This window comes from Deinococcus soli (ex Cha et al. 2016) (assembly GCF_001007995.1).
Taxonomy (GTDB): domain Bacteria; phylum Deinococcota; class Deinococci; order Deinococcales; family Deinococcaceae; genus Deinococcus; species Deinococcus soli.
Window position 1 is genome coordinate 1,045,937 of sequence record NZ_CP011389.1, and the last position, 16,741, is coordinate 1,062,677.

General features: G+C 70.8%; 11 protein-coding genes. 6 read left to right on the top strand and 5 right to left on the bottom strand.

Annotation, left to right across the window (positions count from 1 at the left end; all coding sequences use genetic code 11):
- Nucleotides 1-13: 13 nt before the first annotated feature.
- The 4 genes from trpE to SY84_RS05150 form a co-directional block, all read right to left on the bottom strand.
- Nucleotides 14-1,438 (bottom strand): anthranilate synthase component I, encoded by a 1,425-nt coding sequence (gene trpE, locus SY84_RS05135; protein WP_046843118.1) that lies wholly within the window; start codon nucleotides 1,436-1,438, stop codon nucleotides 14-16.
- A 202-nt stretch (nucleotides 1,439-1,640) separates the two neighbouring features.
- A complete protein-coding gene (locus SY84_RS05140) occupies nucleotides 1,641-1,925 on the bottom strand; it encodes a DUF1905 domain-containing protein (RefSeq protein ID WP_046843119.1) in 285 nt (94 codons plus the stop codon).
- Between the two features lie 17 nt (nucleotides 1,926-1,942).
- Nucleotides 1,943-3,595 (bottom strand): hypothetical protein, encoded by a 1,653-nt coding sequence (locus SY84_RS05145; protein ID WP_046843120.1) that lies wholly within the window; start codon nucleotides 3,593-3,595, stop codon nucleotides 1,943-1,945.
- 118 nt (nucleotides 3,596-3,713) lie between these two features.
- The gene (locus SY84_RS05150; protein WP_046843121.1) at nucleotides 3,714-4,253 is read right to left on the bottom strand and encodes a DUF2721 domain-containing protein; all 540 of its coding nucleotides are present in this window, start codon (nucleotides 4,251-4,253) and stop codon (nucleotides 3,714-3,716) included.
- A 147-nt stretch (nucleotides 4,254-4,400) separates the two neighbouring features.
- Between SY84_RS05150 and SY84_RS05155 the strand changes: the two genes are divergently transcribed.
- Nucleotides 4,401-4,799: a hypothetical protein gene (locus SY84_RS05155; RefSeq protein ID WP_157882897.1), complete on the top strand. Its 399-nt coding sequence runs from the start codon at nucleotides 4,401-4,403 to the stop codon at nucleotides 4,797-4,799.
- Nucleotides 4,800-4,890: 91 nt separating this feature from the next.
- Nucleotides 4,891-6,042: an aminotransferase class I/II-fold pyridoxal phosphate-dependent enzyme gene (locus SY84_RS05160; protein WP_046843123.1), complete on the top strand. Its 1,152-nt coding sequence runs from the start codon at nucleotides 4,891-4,893 to the stop codon at nucleotides 6,040-6,042.
- A 48-nt stretch (nucleotides 6,043-6,090) separates the two neighbouring features.
- Here the strand turns inward: SY84_RS05160 and SY84_RS05165 are convergent, their stop codons facing one another.
- The gene (locus tag SY84_RS05165; protein WP_046843124.1) at nucleotides 6,091-6,399 is read right to left on the bottom strand and encodes a hypothetical protein; all 309 of its coding nucleotides are present in this window, start codon (nucleotides 6,397-6,399) and stop codon (nucleotides 6,091-6,093) included.
- 136 nt (nucleotides 6,400-6,535) lie between these two features.
- On the opposite strand from SY84_RS05165, the gene SY84_RS05170 reads away from it, so the two are divergent.
- From SY84_RS05170 to treY, 4 genes are all read left to right on the top strand, one after another.
- Nucleotides 6,536-7,315 carry an exodeoxyribonuclease III gene (locus tag SY84_RS05170; protein WP_046843125.1) on the top strand — a complete coding sequence of 260 codons (780 nt, stop codon included), beginning with the start codon at nucleotides 6,536-6,538 and terminating at the stop codon, nucleotides 7,313-7,315.
- Nucleotides 7,316-7,557: 242 nt separating this feature from the next.
- Entirely contained in the window at nucleotides 7,558-11,748 is a 4,191-nt protein-coding gene (rnr, locus tag SY84_RS05180) for a ribonuclease R (protein WP_081424514.1), read from the top strand.
- A gap of 271 nt (nucleotides 11,749-12,019) precedes the next feature.
- Nucleotides 12,020-13,849, top strand: a complete 1,830-nt coding sequence (gene treZ, locus SY84_RS05185; RefSeq protein WP_046843127.1) for a malto-oligosyltrehalose trehalohydrolase — start codon at nucleotides 12,020-12,022, stop codon at nucleotides 13,847-13,849.
- A gap of 35 nt (nucleotides 13,850-13,884) precedes the next feature.
- Nucleotides 13,885-16,698 carry a malto-oligosyltrehalose synthase gene (gene treY, locus SY84_RS05190; RefSeq protein ID WP_046843128.1) on the top strand — a complete coding sequence of 938 codons (2,814 nt, stop codon included), beginning with the start codon at nucleotides 13,885-13,887 and terminating at the stop codon, nucleotides 16,696-16,698.
- Nucleotides 16,699-16,741: the final 43 nt, after the last annotated feature.

A 16,741-nucleotide genomic window follows, 5' to 3' on the forward strand; every position in this document is an offset into this window, starting at 1 on the left:
GTCATGGCGGCCATCACAGCCCTCCTGCGGCGAGTTCGACGGCGCGCATGAGGGCGGCGGCCTTGTTGCGGGTCTCCTGCTCCTCGCTGGCCGGGTCGCTGTCAGCGACGACGCCCGCGCCCGCCTGGATGTGCACGCGGCCGTTCGTGATGACCATGGTGCGCAGCGTGAGGGCCATGTCCATGCTGCCGTTCAGGGCGATGTACCCGAAAGAACCGCCGTACGGGCCGCGCCGGACGGGTTCAAGCTCATCGATGATCTGCATGGCGCGGATCTTGGGGGCGCCGCTGACGGTCCCCATGGGCTGCACGCTGGCCAGCGCATGCAGCGGCGTCTGGTCGTCCCTGAGGGTGGCGGTGACGCTGGAGACGATGTGCATGACGTGGCTGTAGCGTTCGATGGTGAACGCGTCGTGCACGCGGACGCTGCCGAAGCGGCTGACCTTGCCCAGGTCGTTGCGGCCCAGATCCACCAGCATCAGGTGCTCGGCGCGTTCCTTCTCGTCCGCGAGGAGTTCGTCCGCGAGGGCCTGATCGTGCTCAGGGGTGGCGCCGCGCGGGCGGGTCCCGGCGATGGGGCGGGTGGTGACCGTCTGGCCGTCGCTGGCGAGGAGGCTCTCGGGGCTGCTGGCGACCAGGGTGACCGGCCCGAGTTGCAGGTACCCGAGGTACGGGCTGGGGTTCACGCGGCGCAGCGCGCGGTACAGCGCGAAGGGGTGCAGGTCGCCCAGGTCGGCGCTGAAGCGCTGGCTGGGCACCACCTGGAAGATGTCCCCGGCGCGGATGTACTCCAGCGCGGCCCTCACGGCGGCCTGGAAGGTGTCGGGGGTGAAGTTGCTGGTGAATTCGGGCGGCGTGGTGGGGGTGCGGCCCGGCACAGCGGGGAGCGGCCCGCGCAGGCGCTGCGTGAGGCGCTGCACCTCTTCCTGCGCGCCCGCCTGCGTGTCGGCGGTGGCGACGGTGATCAGACGGTGCTTGAGATGGTCGAAGATGACCATGCCGCGCGGCGCGATGAAGCACGCGTCGGGGACGTTCAGTTCGTCGGGGTTCGCGTCGGGCAGGCGTTCGTAGTTGCGGATCAGGTCGTACGCGGCGTACCCGATCGCGCCGCCGATCAATGCCGGGAGGCCGCCCGGGACCGTCGCGGGGCGGACGGTCGCGTGGTACAGCCGCGCCAGGGGATCGGTGTCCTGCCCGTCGAAGTCGCCGAAGGTGCCGCTGCTCGTCACGTGCGCGCCGCGCGCCTCGAAGCGGCCCTGTTCACCCACGCCGATGAACGAGTAGCGGCCCAGTTTCTCCCCGGCCTCCACACTTTCCAGAAGGAAGGTGACGGTCTCGCCCTGCGCGACTTTCAGGTACGCGGTGACGGGCGTGTCGAGGTCGGCGTTGAGTTCCTGCACGGCGACGGCCAGAGGGGAGCGCGGATTCGGTTGCGTCATGGGTCTCCTGGGGTTCGGGGGCGGGGGGTCAAAAAAACGCCCGGGTGGGAGTTCCACCTGGGCGCGTCTGTGCAGTGTCGGGGCGACAAGCGTGATCAGACCCAGGAGTTTCTGGGCCACCACCACGCACCGGACACGGTCATGCGTGGCAGCATAGCGCGCGGCTCGCAGGGGCAGGGGGCGTGTGTAGACAGGTGCCAGCTCATCCGGGCGTGACGGTCACCGTTACCGCCTGCCCCTCCTCCAGCGCCTCCGCGCGGCGCACCGCGACCTTCACCGGCAGCAGGTACCCGCCGTCCTTCGGGAAGATCGAGGTGCGAAACCGGGTCTCGCCCACCACCGCCTCGCAGGGGATCATGCCCCACCCGTACGTCACGAACCGCGCGGCGTCCTTCAGGTCCGTCACCAGCTCAGCCGGCACCCGCAGGAAGTAATGCGGGGCGGGGCCGCGCCAGTGAAACAGCTCAGCAGTGAACGTCAGGGGCATGGAGGCAGCCTAGCGGGTCAGGGGGAGACGGTCAGCGAGAACGCGGCGCGCCCCACCACCTGACCGTCCTTACGGAACGTGAGGGTCATGGACGAGTCCCCGGCGGGCACCGTGGCATCTGCCTGGAAGTTCAGGGTGGTCTGGAGCGCCTGGGCACCCAGGCCCTGGCCGGAGAGGCTGGGCAGGATCAGCGTGGCGGGGCTGACGGTCACGCCCGGTACGTCCACCGACAGCGTGACGGTTCCGCTGATCGCGCCGCCCTGACGCAGGTCGACGGGTACCGCCGTGGGCTGACCGGTGCGGAGCAGCAGGTCACTGCCCCACGCGGGCGACGCGACGTTCACCCAGGCCGCGCCCGGCTGGAAGCTCAGGCGGGACCACGTTCCGGCCGGGACGGACGTGCGCTGGATGGTGGTCTGGGTGTCCGTGCTGCTGCTCTGCCGCTGGATCAGGTTCCAGCCCCGTTTCAGATCCAGCTGATCCAAGTACGTGAGCGTCATGCCCAGGGACGTGTCCTCGCAGCGGCCCTGCACGCGGATGTCCCGGTCGACGTACAGGCGGGTCAGGCCGCGCGGCTCCAGACTGGCGCTGACGGCGCGTCCCAGTGGATCACCCTGCGCGCTGACCACCTGAAGGTTCGCCTCTGTGGCCAGCGCGTCCGGTTGCGAACGCTCCCCCACGAAGGCCTGACACTCGAACAGGCTGCTCAGCGCCCCGGTGGGCGGGGTACTCAGCGTGACATTCACCTGCCCGTCGGCGGCGAGCGGCACGCTCTGCGCGGTCATGACGGCAGGGTCGGGCAGCGTGAAGTCCAGGTACTGCTCCTCGACCCGCGCCCCCTGACCCAGGGTCGGGTGGTGCAGCGTGCCCACCACCCGCGCCGGGTCGGTGGGGCCGCCAACCTCGCTGCCGGTCGCGTCCTGCGCGGACGTGAACAGCAGGCTGAAGCTGTACACCTGCGTGTCGGGCCGCTGCCGGTCCACCGGGAAGTCCACGGCGAACGTCACGGGGACACTCGCGCCGGGAGCGAGCGTGCCGGGCAGCACCCACCCGCCGCTCTGGGTGGCCACGCTCAGTCCGGCGGGTGGCGTGACCTGCACGCCGCGCAGGTCGAGGCCGGTCAGGAAGGGCGTGCCCTGCGGGTGCGGGCGAGCCACGCCGGTCTGAAGGTCAACGTCCTGGGCGCGGGTGGCGCTCAGCTGCGGCGCCTGCGCGGACGCGTCTTGCCCGCTGAAGAGTTGCAGGCGGCGGAACGGCGTTCCCGCGATGGTGGGCGCCATGGCGTTGTTGCCCGGGTCGCCGTCCGTGTCGTTCAGGGCGACGGGCAGCAGCACGAGGTTCGTGATGGGCACGCCGGTCGGGTTGGTGACTAGGAACGTGGTGTTCACATGCCGGACGTCCTGGGTGCCGCGGCGGCTGATGAACGTGACGGTGCTGATGGCCTGCGCGCCCAGCTGCACGTCACCCGGCGCGCCCTCCAGGCGCTGCGCGGTCAGCTGAGCGGGGGGCAGGGACTGCAAGGTCGCCTGCGTGCCCTGCGGACCGCCCACCCGGATGTCGAGGGCATAGACCTGACCGCCGGACGCCACAGGGTGAGCGGGTGGGGTCGGGGCAGAGCAGGCGAGCAGCAGCAGGGTCAGGGCCGGAATCAGGGACGCGCGCTTGAACATGAAGAACCTCGGGGACAGCAGGACTGGAGGTTCAGCGTAGCGGACGGCAGCGGGCAGTTCTGCCTCACCTGAGTGCGTGACGGCGTCCACGGGATCACCCCGGTCGGGGCCGGCGGCGTTACAGCTGATCGACGCCCTGACGGACGCTGGTCATCAGCGCCTCGTCGTACAGACCGGCGTAGTGGTCCCCGAGGGTGATGAGGAACTGCATCTCCTCCCGGGTCGTGCGGGCGCTGAGGCGCGTCTCGAAACTCAGGAGGAGCGCGCCGTACGCGAGGGACGCCGCGCCCGCGATGGCCAGGATGACCGGCAGTGGTCCGGCCTGGGCGCCGAGCAGGGCGCTGCCACCGATCAGGATGCTGGTCAGGACGAGCAGCGCCACCGCGAGATACAGGGCCGTCATGGCGCGCACGATGATGCGGCTGCGGCGCGCCAGCCGGGGGAGCTGCTTGACGATCAGGCGTTTCTCGTCCCGGGCGAGTGCCTCGGCGCGGCCCTCGTCGGTGACGAGCACCTTGAAGCGCGCCGTGAGTTGCCGCACGCGGTCGGTCACGCGGCCCAGGCGGCTGCTGGTGCTCATGAGCAGTGTGCCCGCGCCGCTGATCAGTACGGCCGGGGTGATCATGGCGGTCAGGACCTGCAGGTTCGCGTCGGCCATGCCATGAAGGTACGCTAAAACCCCACTGGGACGCCTTCGACAAATCTGCACATTCCCTGCGAGAAGCCTGCACGGGTGCCCGTCATCCTTTGACCCAGGAGAAGGGCAGCGGCGAGCGCCGCACCCGGATCGAAAAGGAGACCCACCATGAAGAAGATGCTGCTGACCGTCGCCGCTGCCCTGAGCCTCGCCACCACCGCCTTTGCCGCCAGCCCCATGACCGTGTACGCCACCGACGGGAACGGCAACGAGTACCAGAGCCTGTCCACCGAGTCCAGCTGGATGGCCATCGAGGTGCCCCTGAATGCCCTGGGCGGCAGTGTTCCCGGCGACCTGAGCATCGCCGTGAGTGGCCTGCCTGCCGGGACGTACGTGACACTCGACAGCGTGAGCACCGAGGGCGACAACGCGCTCCTGTACGTGTCGGTCACCCGCGACGACACCAGCAGCAACGTGAACGCCCTGGCGCAGATCAACGTGAACGCCGGTGGCAGCACCCTGACCACCGTGCAGATCCCGGTGTACGGCGCCGCGTACGGCGAATAATCGGGAACCGGCCAGTCCGGGTGATCGCCTGCCTCCATCCGGGGCAGGTGTTCTGCTGGTGTGGGCCGCCTCATGCTCTACCCTGCGGGGCATGTGGGAGTCACGGCGGGCGGCGGCGGTGCCGGGGAGCGTGTTTGCGCTGATGGACGCCGCAAAGGGGCGGGCGCGGGCGGCGGGCCTGGGCATCGTGGATCTGAGTATCGGGAGCAGTGACCTGCCGCCGCCGGACGCGGTGCTGGAGGTGCTGCGCGGGGCGACGCGGGACGCGCAGACGTACCGGTACCCGCTGTTCAGTGACACGGCGCCGCTGCGGGAGGCGGCGGCGGGGTATCTGGCGCGGCGCTTCGGGGTGTGCGTGGACCCGGCGCGGGAGGTGCTGCCGCTGATCGGTGCGCAGGAGGGGCTGGCGCATCTGCTGCTGGCGGTGACCGATCCGGGGGATAAGCTGCTGCTGCCCGACCCCTGTTACCCGCCGTACCTGGGGGCGGCGGCGGTGGCGGGCCTGAACGTGGTGACGTTGCCCCTGCGGCCCGAGGCGGCCTTCCTGCCGGATCTCGACGCCGTGCCGGTGGGCGTCCGGCCGCGCGTGCTGCTGCTGAATTACCCGAACAATCCGACGTCGGCGGTGGCGGACGCGGCGTTCTTCCGGCGGGCGGCGGCGTGGTGCCGGGCGCGGGGGGCGCTGCTCGTCCATGACCACCCGTACGCGGAGCTGACCTTCGGGGCGTACCGCGCGCCGAGCGCGCTGGAGGCTGGCCTGGAGGGTGTGGTGGAGCTGCACTCGCTGAGCAAGACGCACCACATGGGCGGCTTCCGGGTGGGCTTCGCGGCGGGGGACGCGGGCGTGATCGCGGCGCTGGCGCGGGTGAAGGGCGCGATTGACTTCCACCCGTACCTGGGCATCCAGCGGGCGGCGGCGCACGCGCTGGGGCTGCCGGACGGGGTGGGCCGGGCGGGCGCAGCGGTGTTCGAGGCGCGGCGGGACGCGCTGGTTCCGGCCCTGAGGGAGCTGGGCTGGGAGGTGGCGATGCCGGAGGCGAGCATGTACGCCTGGGCACGCGTGCCGGGCTTGAGGGACAGTGTGGCGTTCGCGGTGCGCGCCGCCGAGACGACGGGCGTGGCAGTCAGTCCCGGTGCGGCGTTCGGGGCGGGCGGCGAGGGCTTCGTGCGGTTCGCGCTGGTGCAGCCACCCGAGGTCCTGCGCGAGGCGGCGAGGCAGTTGGGGACGGTGCCAACCGCCTGAACGCGCGCGGGGCGCGGGCAGATGTCCGCGCCCCACCTCCTGTGACCGTTACTTGTCGAACTTGTCGTACCCGGCAGCGCTGCGGCGCTGGGCGCCACGGGCGTAATCCATCTGCATCTCGACCGTTTCGTGCTTGCCTTCGGTGAAGGTGCTGTCGTGAATCCAGTAGTTCAGGCGGTCATCGCCGAGTTGCACCCAGAGTTTGTGCTGGTCTTCGGGGTCGCGCCAGAAGGAGACGTGCTCGAAGGCGTTGCGCTGCGCCCAGGTCTGGATGTCCGACAGGACGCGGGCGGCCTTGGGGTGGGTCATCTGGAATTCCTGACCGTCGGCTTCGTTGCGGAACTTGATCTCGACCATGGTGGGTTCAGCGTAACAGACGCCGGGTGAACTGCGTACAGAGTTGCGCGAAGGGGTCTTCATGTGTCCTGCTGGGCGTGGAAGCGGTACCGGACTCAGCGGGATAACTACCCTGGTCACGCTAGGGTGAAGGGCGATGACGGACGCTCTGAAAGTCACCACCCTGAATGTGAACGGTCTCCGCAGCGCGCTGCGCAAGGGCCTGCGCGACTGGGCCGCGCGGGAACAGCCGGACGTGCTGCTGCTGCAGGAGGTCCGCGCCGACCCCATGCCCGACGCCCTGGCGGACCTGGGCTACGCCGGGGCGTGGTTCCCGGCGCAGAAGGCCGGGTACAGCGGCGTGGCGGTCCTGTCCCGCCGACCCCTGTCGGACGTCCGCGTGGGCATGCCGCACGCGGAGCTGGACGCCGAGGGCCGCGTGCTGAGCGCCGTGGTGGACGGCGTGCGCTTCGTGAGCGTGTACCTGCCCAGCGGCAGCAGCGGCCCGGACCGGCAGGGCTTCAAGGACCGTACGCTGCTGGACTTCCAGGCGTGGACGGACGCCCTACTGGCCGAGGGGCAACCCGTGGTGATCGGCGGAGATTACAACATCGCGCACCAGCAGGTGGACCTGAAGAACTGGCGCTCGAATCAGAAGAACAGCGGCTTTCTGCCGCACGAGCGGGCGTGGATGACCGCGCACCTCGCGTCGGGCCTGACGGACACGCACCGGGCTTGCCTGGGCGAGGCGGCGGAGTACACGTGGTGGAGCAACCGCGCGAACGCGTACGCGAACAACGTGGGCTGGCGCATCGACTATCTGCTCGCATCGGGCGTGACCGTGCAGGAAGTCTGCGTGGACCGTGACGCGCGCCTGAGCGACCACGCGCCCCTGAGCGGCGTGATCCGGCCGGGCGGGCCGCTCAGGGAAGCGTAAAGTTCGCGTCAGATGAGGCCGGAAGGCGCGTGATATGCTGAGCGGGCTGCCGGGTTCAGGACAGCGCCCCCGCCCACTCACCGCTCAGCACCCGCTGACTGACGCTGGACGGAGGGCGCAACCCGAGGATAGCGAACACCTGCTGCCCGTGGGCGGGTCGCGCGCACGCCAGCGTCAGTCTGAGAAGCGCGTCTCACACGAGTTAACCCCCACGGGCGCGTCCTGAGTGACCAGGAACGTACATGCCGAAAACGAAGAAGACGGAAACGGTGCCCGGCACCGAGAGGACCGGCACCGACATCACCAAGACCACCCCCTCCAAGCGCGGCGCGAAGAAAACGGCCGCCCAGACCGAACCGAAGACGGCCGCCAGTACGTCGGCCCGCCCGGCGAAGCGCGGCGCCAGCAAGGCTCCTGCGAAGACCACCGCTAGCCCCCGCGCGAAGAAGACCGTGGCGGTCACGCCCGACCCTGTCGTCGAGGCGCCCATCCCCGCCGAAGTCCCCACCCTGGCCGAGCCGGTCACGCCCCCTGTGCAGGCCGCGCCGAAGCGTGGCGCCCGCAAGGCGGCCCCGGCTCCCGCACCCGTGGAGTCAACCCCAACAGAAGCAGCACCAACTGAGGCGGCCCCAGTCGCAGCAGTTCCTGCCGACGTGACTGCCGAGGTCGAGGCGACCCCTGCGCCCGCATCCGAGCCGCAGCCCGTGAAGGTCCGCCGTGGCCGTCCGGCAAAGGTGAAGACCGAGCACGCCGAGCAACCTGAAATTCAGGAGCGCGCGGCGGTGACGGCAGCAGCAGACACTGAAACGGTCAACACCGTGGAGCCCACTCAGCCCGCCGAGGCCATCCCGGCGGAGCAACCGAAACCTGCCCGCGGGAAGACCGGCCGCCGCCCCAGCAGGGCCGGGATTGCGTCCCTGGCAGAGATTGAGCCTGCTCCCGTGACCGCGACGGAGGGCTCTGAAGAGCCCACCGCGCCGAAGCGGAAGGCAGGACGTGGTCGTCAGGCGGCTGCGCCCGTCACCGAACCGGAGGTGCAGGCGCCCACCGCTGAGTTGGCGCCAGAGCCGGGTGCTCCAGCCGTGAAGCCTGCGCGGCGGGGCCGCAAGCCCAGGGCCGCACCCATGCAGGACACCCCGGCCAGCGAACCGGAGGGTGTGGCAGACGCCTTGCCCGACCTGGCTCCCACGGACGCCGATCCGGTGATCCTGGAAGTGCCCCGCAAGCGTGGAGGCCGCCGCAAGAACGTGCTGCCGGTCGCGCCGCTGGAGGACGTGCTGACGGGTGTGGAGGCGGTCACGAGCGAGCCTCAGCCGACTGAGGTCGCAGCCGAGGCCGTTGAAACTGAGCCGGTCACCGCCGAACCCCTGGTCGCCGAGGCACCCGCTGCCGAGACGAAGGGTCGCCGGGGCCGCAAGAAGAAGCCGGAGGCGGCGCCCGCACCCACCCCGGTGGATGCTGATGAGCCTACGCCGGTCGTGGATCAGGCCGCGGAGTCCGTCGAGGAGGCAGAGGCCGGGGAGCCGCTGCCGGGCCTGGATCCGCTGAGGGATCTCGTGGTGGCGCAGCTGCGGAAGCTGGGCCGCCCGGTGCACGTGCGGGATCTGGAGCGCACCTTCACGCGGCAGACCATGAACCGTCTGGGCGGCTGGCGCGAGCTGACGGACCTGCTCGACACGCTGGTCGAGGACGGGCAGGTCATCCGCACCCGCAAGAAGACGTACGGGCTGCCCGAGGCGATGAGCCTGATCCGTGGGCGCTTCCAGGCGTCGGCGGCGGGCTTCGGCTTCGTGATTCCCGACAGTGGCGGCGAGGACTACTACGTCCCGGCCGAGCAGACGCTGGAGGCCTGGAACGGCGACATTGTGCTCGTGCGTCAGGAGGGCCGTGGCGACAGCCGGGACGACCGCGGCCGGGGCGGGTCGCGCCGCGGGCAGCGGGGGGACGGCAATCCCCGCGCGAGCGTCGTGCGGATCGTGCAGCGCGCCTACCGTCAGCTGGTGGGGACGCTGGAATTCCATCACGGGCACCCGATCCTGAAGCCGGACGATCACCGCGCGCGGCACCGCATCCTGCTGCTGCCCGAGGGTCTGGACGGCCTGGAGGCCGGGGCGCGCGTCGTGACCGAACTGTTCTGGCCCGAGCATACGGGCGAGGACGAGGTGTTCGGGCAGGTGTCGCGCGTGCTGGGCGACCAGGATGATCCGGTCACCGAGACGGAGGCCGTGATCGTGAAGTTCGGCCTGCGCGGCGACTTCCCCGAGGACGTGCTGGAGCAGGCGAACGCGATTCCCACCCAGATTCCCGAGGAGGCCCTGAAGGGCCGCCTGGACCTGCGGGACTTCAATATCTTCACGGTGGACGGCCGGGACGCGAAGGACTTCGACGACGCGATCCACATCCAGCCGACGCCCGAGGGCACCTTCGTGGTGGGCGTGCACATTGCCGACGTGAGCCATTACGTGCAGGAGGGCTCGCCGCTGGACGAGGAGGCGTACGCGCGGGCGACCAGCGTGTACCTGCCGGGCCGGGTGCTGCCCATGCTGCCCGAGCACCTCAGCAACGGCGTATGCAGCCTCGTGCCGTACGAGGACCGCCTGACCATGACGGCGCTGGTGGAACTGAGTGCCGAGGGCGAGATCCTGAAGGTGCAGCTCGCGCCCAGCGTCATCAACAGCAAGGCCCGTCTGACGTACGACGAGGTGCAGGCGTACAGCGAGGCGACCGCCACGCTGCCCGAACACGCCCGGCACCTCGAGGGCGACCTGCACCTGCTGCTGAAGATCACCACGAAGCTGCGCCAGAAGCGGCTGCGTGAGGGCTCGCTGGACTTCAAGCTGCGCGAGGTGAAGGTGGACGTGGGCCCCGACGGGCGCATGGAACTCATCCCGATCCGCGAGGAGACGGCGCGCGGCATGATCGAGGACCTGATGCTGCTGGCGAACAAGGTCGTCGCGCACGAGCTGATCCAGCGCGAGATCCCGGCCCTGTTCCGCATTCACGAGGAACCCACCCTCCAGCGCTTCCAGGACGTCACGAACGCCATCGGGCGCCTGGGGCTGGCCTTCCCCGGCGGGGAGCCCACCCCGCAGGCGTACCAGGCGGTGCTCAAGCAGGTACGGGGCACGCCGCGCGAGAGCGTCGTGAACACGCTGCTGCTGCGCTCCATGCAGCAGGCGAAGTACGCCGGGGAGAACCTGGGGCACTTCGGGCTGGCGTTCGACGAGTACCTGCACTTCACCTCGCCGATCCGCCGCTACCCGGACCTGCTCGTGCACCGCGTGCTGCGCGGCATGCTGTCGGGCGAACTGAAGGCCAGTTCGCGCGGGGTGGCGCAGCTTCAGGCGCGCCTGCCCGGCATGGGCGAGCACACCAGTGAGCGGGAACGCGCGGCGACGGAAGCGGAGCGGGACCTCACGAAGTACTACCAGGCGAAGTGGGCGCAGGAGCACCTCGGGGAGTCGTTCCCCGGCACGGTGTCCGGCGTGGTGGCCAGCGGGCTGTTCGTGGCGCTGGACAACGGCGTGGAAGGCAAGCTGCACATCTCACACCTGGACGACGACTACTACGTGTTCATCGAGGACGCGCAGATCCTGCGTGGCCGCAGCCGCGGGCGGTCGTACCGCCTGGGCGATTCGCTTCACGTCACGATTCAGGCCGTGAACCCGCTGGCTCGCCAGACGGATTTCACGCTGGCCGACCCGACCGACCCGGACTACCGCCCGGGCGACCTTCATCAGGAGACCGATATGGATTCACCCGTCAAACCCCGTGCCCGCCGCCGTGAGGACCGCGAGCAGGAGAAACGCGAGAAGTTGCAGAGCCTGCCCGTGAGCGAACCGAAGAAGTTCACGCTGGAGGACCCCTCGAACCGGCCCACGCTGTCGCCCTCCGCGGGCGGACGTGGCGGGCGTGGACGCCAGGCCCCGGCAGGCCGCAGTGAGGGACGCGGTGAGAGTCGGGGCGAGGCGCGTGGCGAGGGCCGCGAACGGGGCCAGGGCCGCACCTTCGGCGGGGTGAGCATGGGCCGCTCCCGGCGCGTGATCACGCTGGAACGCCCCCGCAACGAGCACCTGCGCCCGGTGAACATCACGGTGCAGCGCATGTACTTCGGCGACTGGACGCTGGAGAACATGCCGCCCGAGGACGGTCAGGGCGGCGGGCGCGGCGGGCGTCCCCCCATGCGCGAGCGCAGCGGCGGGGAGCGCGGGCGGGGCTTCACGCGCGGCGGGAACGACCGGGGCGCGGTGCAGCGCGTGAACGGCCGCCAGCAGGGCCAGGGTCAGGGCCGTCAGCGGGAGGCCGCCCCGCAGGTGCAGGCGCCGCAGCCCGCACCCGCCGCCGCGCAGGACGCCGCCGGGGATGACGCCAAGCGTCGCCGTCGCCGCCGGGGCCGCCGGGGCGGCGGGGGCAGCGCGCCCACGCAGAGCTGAGCTGCGCGGAACACCACGGATCACATTGATGGGCCAGTCTCCTGGGGGGGCTGGCCCCTTGACTTGGCGAAATTCTCATGTTGGCCGCTCTGCCGGGACACACCAGCGTGGCCCTCCCAGACAGGACGGAGCGCTGGGCACCCGGCAGGGCTGTCGCCTATGCAGGTGTGCGGAAGACGGGCACACCTTGGGGTTTCTATCATCGGGCGGGTGGCCGCCCCCCTCTAGGCTGTTCTGATACGCCCGGACGGGCGTGCAGGAGGGAAGAATCATGACCATGTCGGAACAGCCAGGGACCCAGCGTCAGCGCTCCCGCCTGGGGGCGCAACTCCTGCCGGGAGGGCGGGAGACGCGCTTCCGGGCCTGGAGTACCCGCGCCGGGCAGATGTGCGTGCGGGTCGGGGGCGAATCGCACGTGATGGAACCACTTCCAGGTGCGTATTTCGAGACGGTGCTGCCGGTTGGGGCGGGCACCCGCTACTGCTTTGAACTGGACGGGCAGGCGCTGCCGGACCCGTACGCGCGTTTTATGCCGCACGGCGTGCATGGTGACTCGGAGGTCGTTGATCTCTCCGCGTACGAATGGCAGCACCCGGACTGGACAGGACGGCCGCTGGCCGAGTGCGTGTTCTACGAACTGCACGTGGGCACCTTCACGCCGGAAGGCACCTACCGCGCCGCACAGGAGCGGCTGCCGCAGCTGGTGGAGCTGGGCGTGACCGCGATCCAGATGATGCCCGTCGCGGCCTTCCCCGGCGAGCGGGGCTGGGGGTACGACGGCGTGGCTCTGTTCGCGCCGTTCGCGCCGTACGGCCGCCCCGAGGACCTGATGGCGTTCGTGGACGCCGCACACGGCCTGGGCCTGGCGGTGTTCCTGGACGTGGTGTACAACCACTTCGGGCCGGACGGGAACTACCTGACGAGCTACAGCCCGTCGTACTTCACGGACCGTTTCCACACGGCGTGGGGGCAGGGCCTGGACTACGCCGAGCCGCACATGCGCCGGTACATCACCGGGAACGCGCGGATGTGGCTACAGGACTACCGCTTCGACGGCCTACGGCTGGACGCGACCGCCAGCATGCAGGACGACAGCGAGGAGCACATCCTGCACGAACTGGCGCGCGAGACGCACGCGCTGGGGGGCGGGCACATCCTGCTGGCCGAGGATCACCGGAACCTGCCGGAACTGGTCACCGAGACCGGCCTGGACGGCATCTGGGTGGACGACTTCCACCACGAGGTGCGCGTGACCCTGACCGAGGAGCAGGAAGGCTACTACGGGGGCTTCCGGGGCGGCGCGCGCGAACTGGCGCACGTCATCAACCGGGGCTGGCAGTACGAGGGGCAGTTCTGGAACGTGACCGGCGAGGAACACAACCGCGGCCGGCCCGCCACCGACCTGGAGGCGCCCAGCTTCGTGTACTGCATCCAGAACCATGATCAGGTGGGAAACCGCGCGCTGGGCGACCGCCTGCATCACTTCGAATCGGTGACGCTGGCCGAGTACCGCGGGGCGAGCACGCTGCTGCTGTCCCTGCCGATGACGCCGCTGCTGTTCCAGGGGCAGGAGTGGGCGGCGAGCACGCCCTTCCCATTCTTCAGCGACCACATCGGGGAACTGGGGCAGATGGTGACCGAGGGACGGCGGCGGGAGTTCGCGTACTTCTCGGGCTTCAGCACACTGAACGTGCCGGACCCGCAGGCGCCCGGGACCTTCGAGAGCGCCCGGCTGAACTGGGCCGAACGCGAGCAGGGCGAGCACGGGCGCACGCTGGCGCTGTACCGTCACCTGCTGCGCCTGCGCCGGGAGGATCCGGTGCTGCGGGAGCGCTCGCGCCGCTTCATCCGGGCGGGCGCGGTGGACACCGGGGCCGGGGAGGCGCTGTGGGTGCGCTGGGAGACCCCGCAGGGCGTGCGGGCCCTGCTGTGGAACCTGACACACAAGCCGCTCACGCCGGGGCTGCTGGCGCTGCCGTTCGCGCTGCCGCAGGAGGTGCTGCTGCACTCCGAGGGCGACCTGCACGCGCCCGCCGCGCTGGGCGGGCTGCACCTGAGTCCGGGTGAGGCCGCGCTGCTGGCCGGGCCGGTGGAGGCGTGACCCCGGCTTCCCGAAACGGGGCGTCTCAGGCCACCATGGACGGCACCCGGACCCACCTGCCGGGCGCGACGTACCGCCTCCAGCTGCACCGGGACTTCGATTTCGCGGCGGCGCGGCGGGTGCTGCCGTACCTCGCGCGGCTGGGCGTGACCGACGTGTACCTCTCCCCCATCTGGACGAGCACGCCGGGCAGCACGCACGGCTACGACGTGACCGACCACGCGCAGGTCAACCCGGAACTGGGCGGCCTGAAGGGCCTGAAGAGCCTGTCCGCGCGGGCCCGCGAGCTGGGCCTGGGCCTGATCGTGGATTTCGTGCCGAACCACATGGGCATCCAGGGCGGCCACAACCCCTACTGGGAGGACGTGCTGGAGCACGGGCAGGCCAGCCGCTACGCGCATTTCTTCGACATCTCCTGGCATCCGCTGAAGCGGGCGCTGGACGGCAAGGTGCTGCTGCCGGTGCTGGGCGACCAGTACGGCCGGGTGCTGGAACGCCGTGAGCTGCGCCTGGAACGGCAGGGCGGCGCGTTCCGGCTGCGCTACTGGGAGCGGCAGCTGCCCCTGTCGCCGCGCAGCGTGGGGCAGCTGCTGGCCTGGACGGCCCAGGCTCTGCCCGCCGGGACGGGCACGGTCACGCTGGGGGAACTGGCCAGCATCCGCCGCTCGGTGGACACGCTGCCGCGCAGCACCTCGGCCGACCTGACCGACACGGACCGCGTGATCCGCGCGCAGGAGGTGCAGGTCATGACCCGCCGCCTGGGCGCGCTGCTGGAGGACTCGGGAGCGGTACGCGGCGCGCTGGACGCCACACTGGACGCCGTGAACGCCGACCCGGCGCGGCTGGACCGGGTGATCGGCGAGCAGAACTACCGGCTGGCGTTCTGGAAGGTCGCCGCCGAGGAGATCAACTACCGGCGCTTCTTCGACATCAACGATCTCGCGGCGCTGCGCATGGAGGACCCCCGGGTGTTCGCCTGGGCACACGGGACGCTGTTCGACCTGCTGCGTCAGGGGCTCGTGCAGGGCGTGCGGCTCGATCACACCGACGGGCTGTTCGACCCTGCCGGGTACTTCCAGGCCCTCCAGGAGGGCGCCGCACAGGCCCTGGGCCGCGGGGTGGGCGACGAGCTGCCGCTGTACGTGGTGGCCGAGAAGATCCTGGAGCCCGGCGAGACCCTGCCCGAAGCCTGGGCGATCCACGGCACGACCGGGTACGACTTCCTGGCGCAGCTCAGCGGCACCTTCGTGGACGGCGCGAACGAGGAGGAACTGAGTGCCATCTACCGCCGCTTCAGCGGGGACCGGCTGTCGTACGGGGAGCACCTGTACCGCGGCAAGCACCTGATCCAGCGGGTGAGCCTGCCGGGCGAGGTGAACGTCCTGACCGAGCACCTCGAGCGGCTGGCCGAGACGGACCTGAACGCGCGGGACTTCACGCTGAGCACGCTGCGCGCCGCGATCCGCGAGGTCATCGCGACGTTCCCGGTGTACCGCACGTACATCCGCGCCGACGGGCAGCGCGAACCCGGCGACGACGCGAAGATCGCCCACGCCATCCGCGACGCGAAGGCCCACAACCGCCGGGACGGCCTGACCCTGGACCCCAGCGTGTTCGACTACCTGCACGCCGTGCTGACCCTGAACGCCCCGGACAGGCAGACGCGCGCGGCGTACGCGGACTTCGCGCTGAAATTCCAGCAGCTGACCGGGCCGGTCACGGCCAAGGGCGCCGAGGACACGGCCTTCTACCGCTACGCGCGGCTGCTCTCGCTGAACGAGGTGGGCGGCGACCCGGCGCTGTTCGGCACGCCGGTCGCGACCTTCCACGAGGCGGCGCAGGGCCGCGCGGCGCGCTGGCCGCACGCGATGCTGGCGGGCAGCACCCACGACACCAAGCGCGGCGAGGACACCCGCGCGCGCATCAGCGTGCTGTCCGAGCTGCCGCAGACGTGGTCGGCGTACCTGAGCCGCTGGTCGCCGCTGATCCGCAGCCTGGAGACCGACCTGGAACTGGGCCGCGCCCCCACCACCCTGGATGGGTACGTGCTTCTCCAGAACGCGCTGGGCGCGTACCCGCTGGACGGCCGCACGGAGGACTTCGCGGACCGCCTGAGTGCGTACATGCTCAAGGCGGCGCGCGAGGCGAAGCTCCGCACGAGCTGGGCCGCGCCCGACGAGGAGTACGAGGCGGCGCTGGACGCCCTGGTGCGCGGCCTGCTGACCGACGACGACTTCATGACATCACTCACCGAACTGCACGGCCGGATCAGTCCGCACGGGGCGCAGAACGGCCTGAGTGCCGCGCTCGTTCGCCTCACGGCGCCTGGCGTGCCCGACACGTACCAGGGCAGCGAGGGCTGGAACCAGAGCCTCGTCGATCCGGACAACCGCCGCCCCGTGAACTACGGCGCGCTGAACCGCACGCTGGGCCGCCTGGAACGCGGGCAGGGCACCCTGGCGCTGGCCCGCAAACTGCTCGACACCTTCGAGGACGGCAGCGTGAAGGTCCTGGTCACCTGGGCGGCCCTGCAGGCCCGCGCCGCGCACCCCGGCCTGTTCCGGGACGGCACGTACCGGCCCCTGGACGGCGGGCGGCACGTCCTGGCGTTCGCGCGGGAACTGGGGACGCAGCGGGCCGTGACGGTCGCGCCGCGCCTGACCTTCACCCTGACCCGCGAGCGGACCCCCTGGGCGACCGGGGCGGCGTGGGGCACGCGGCAGCTGACCCTGCCCGCCGGGACGTACACCAACCTCCTGACCGGGGAGCGGCTGCGCGCACGCGGCGGCAAGACCCCGCTGGCGAAGGTGCTGGAGGACTTCCCGCTGGCCCTGCTGCTGCGCGAGTGACACGGACGGCGGTCGAAGACCGTTCGACGGACAGATGAATCCC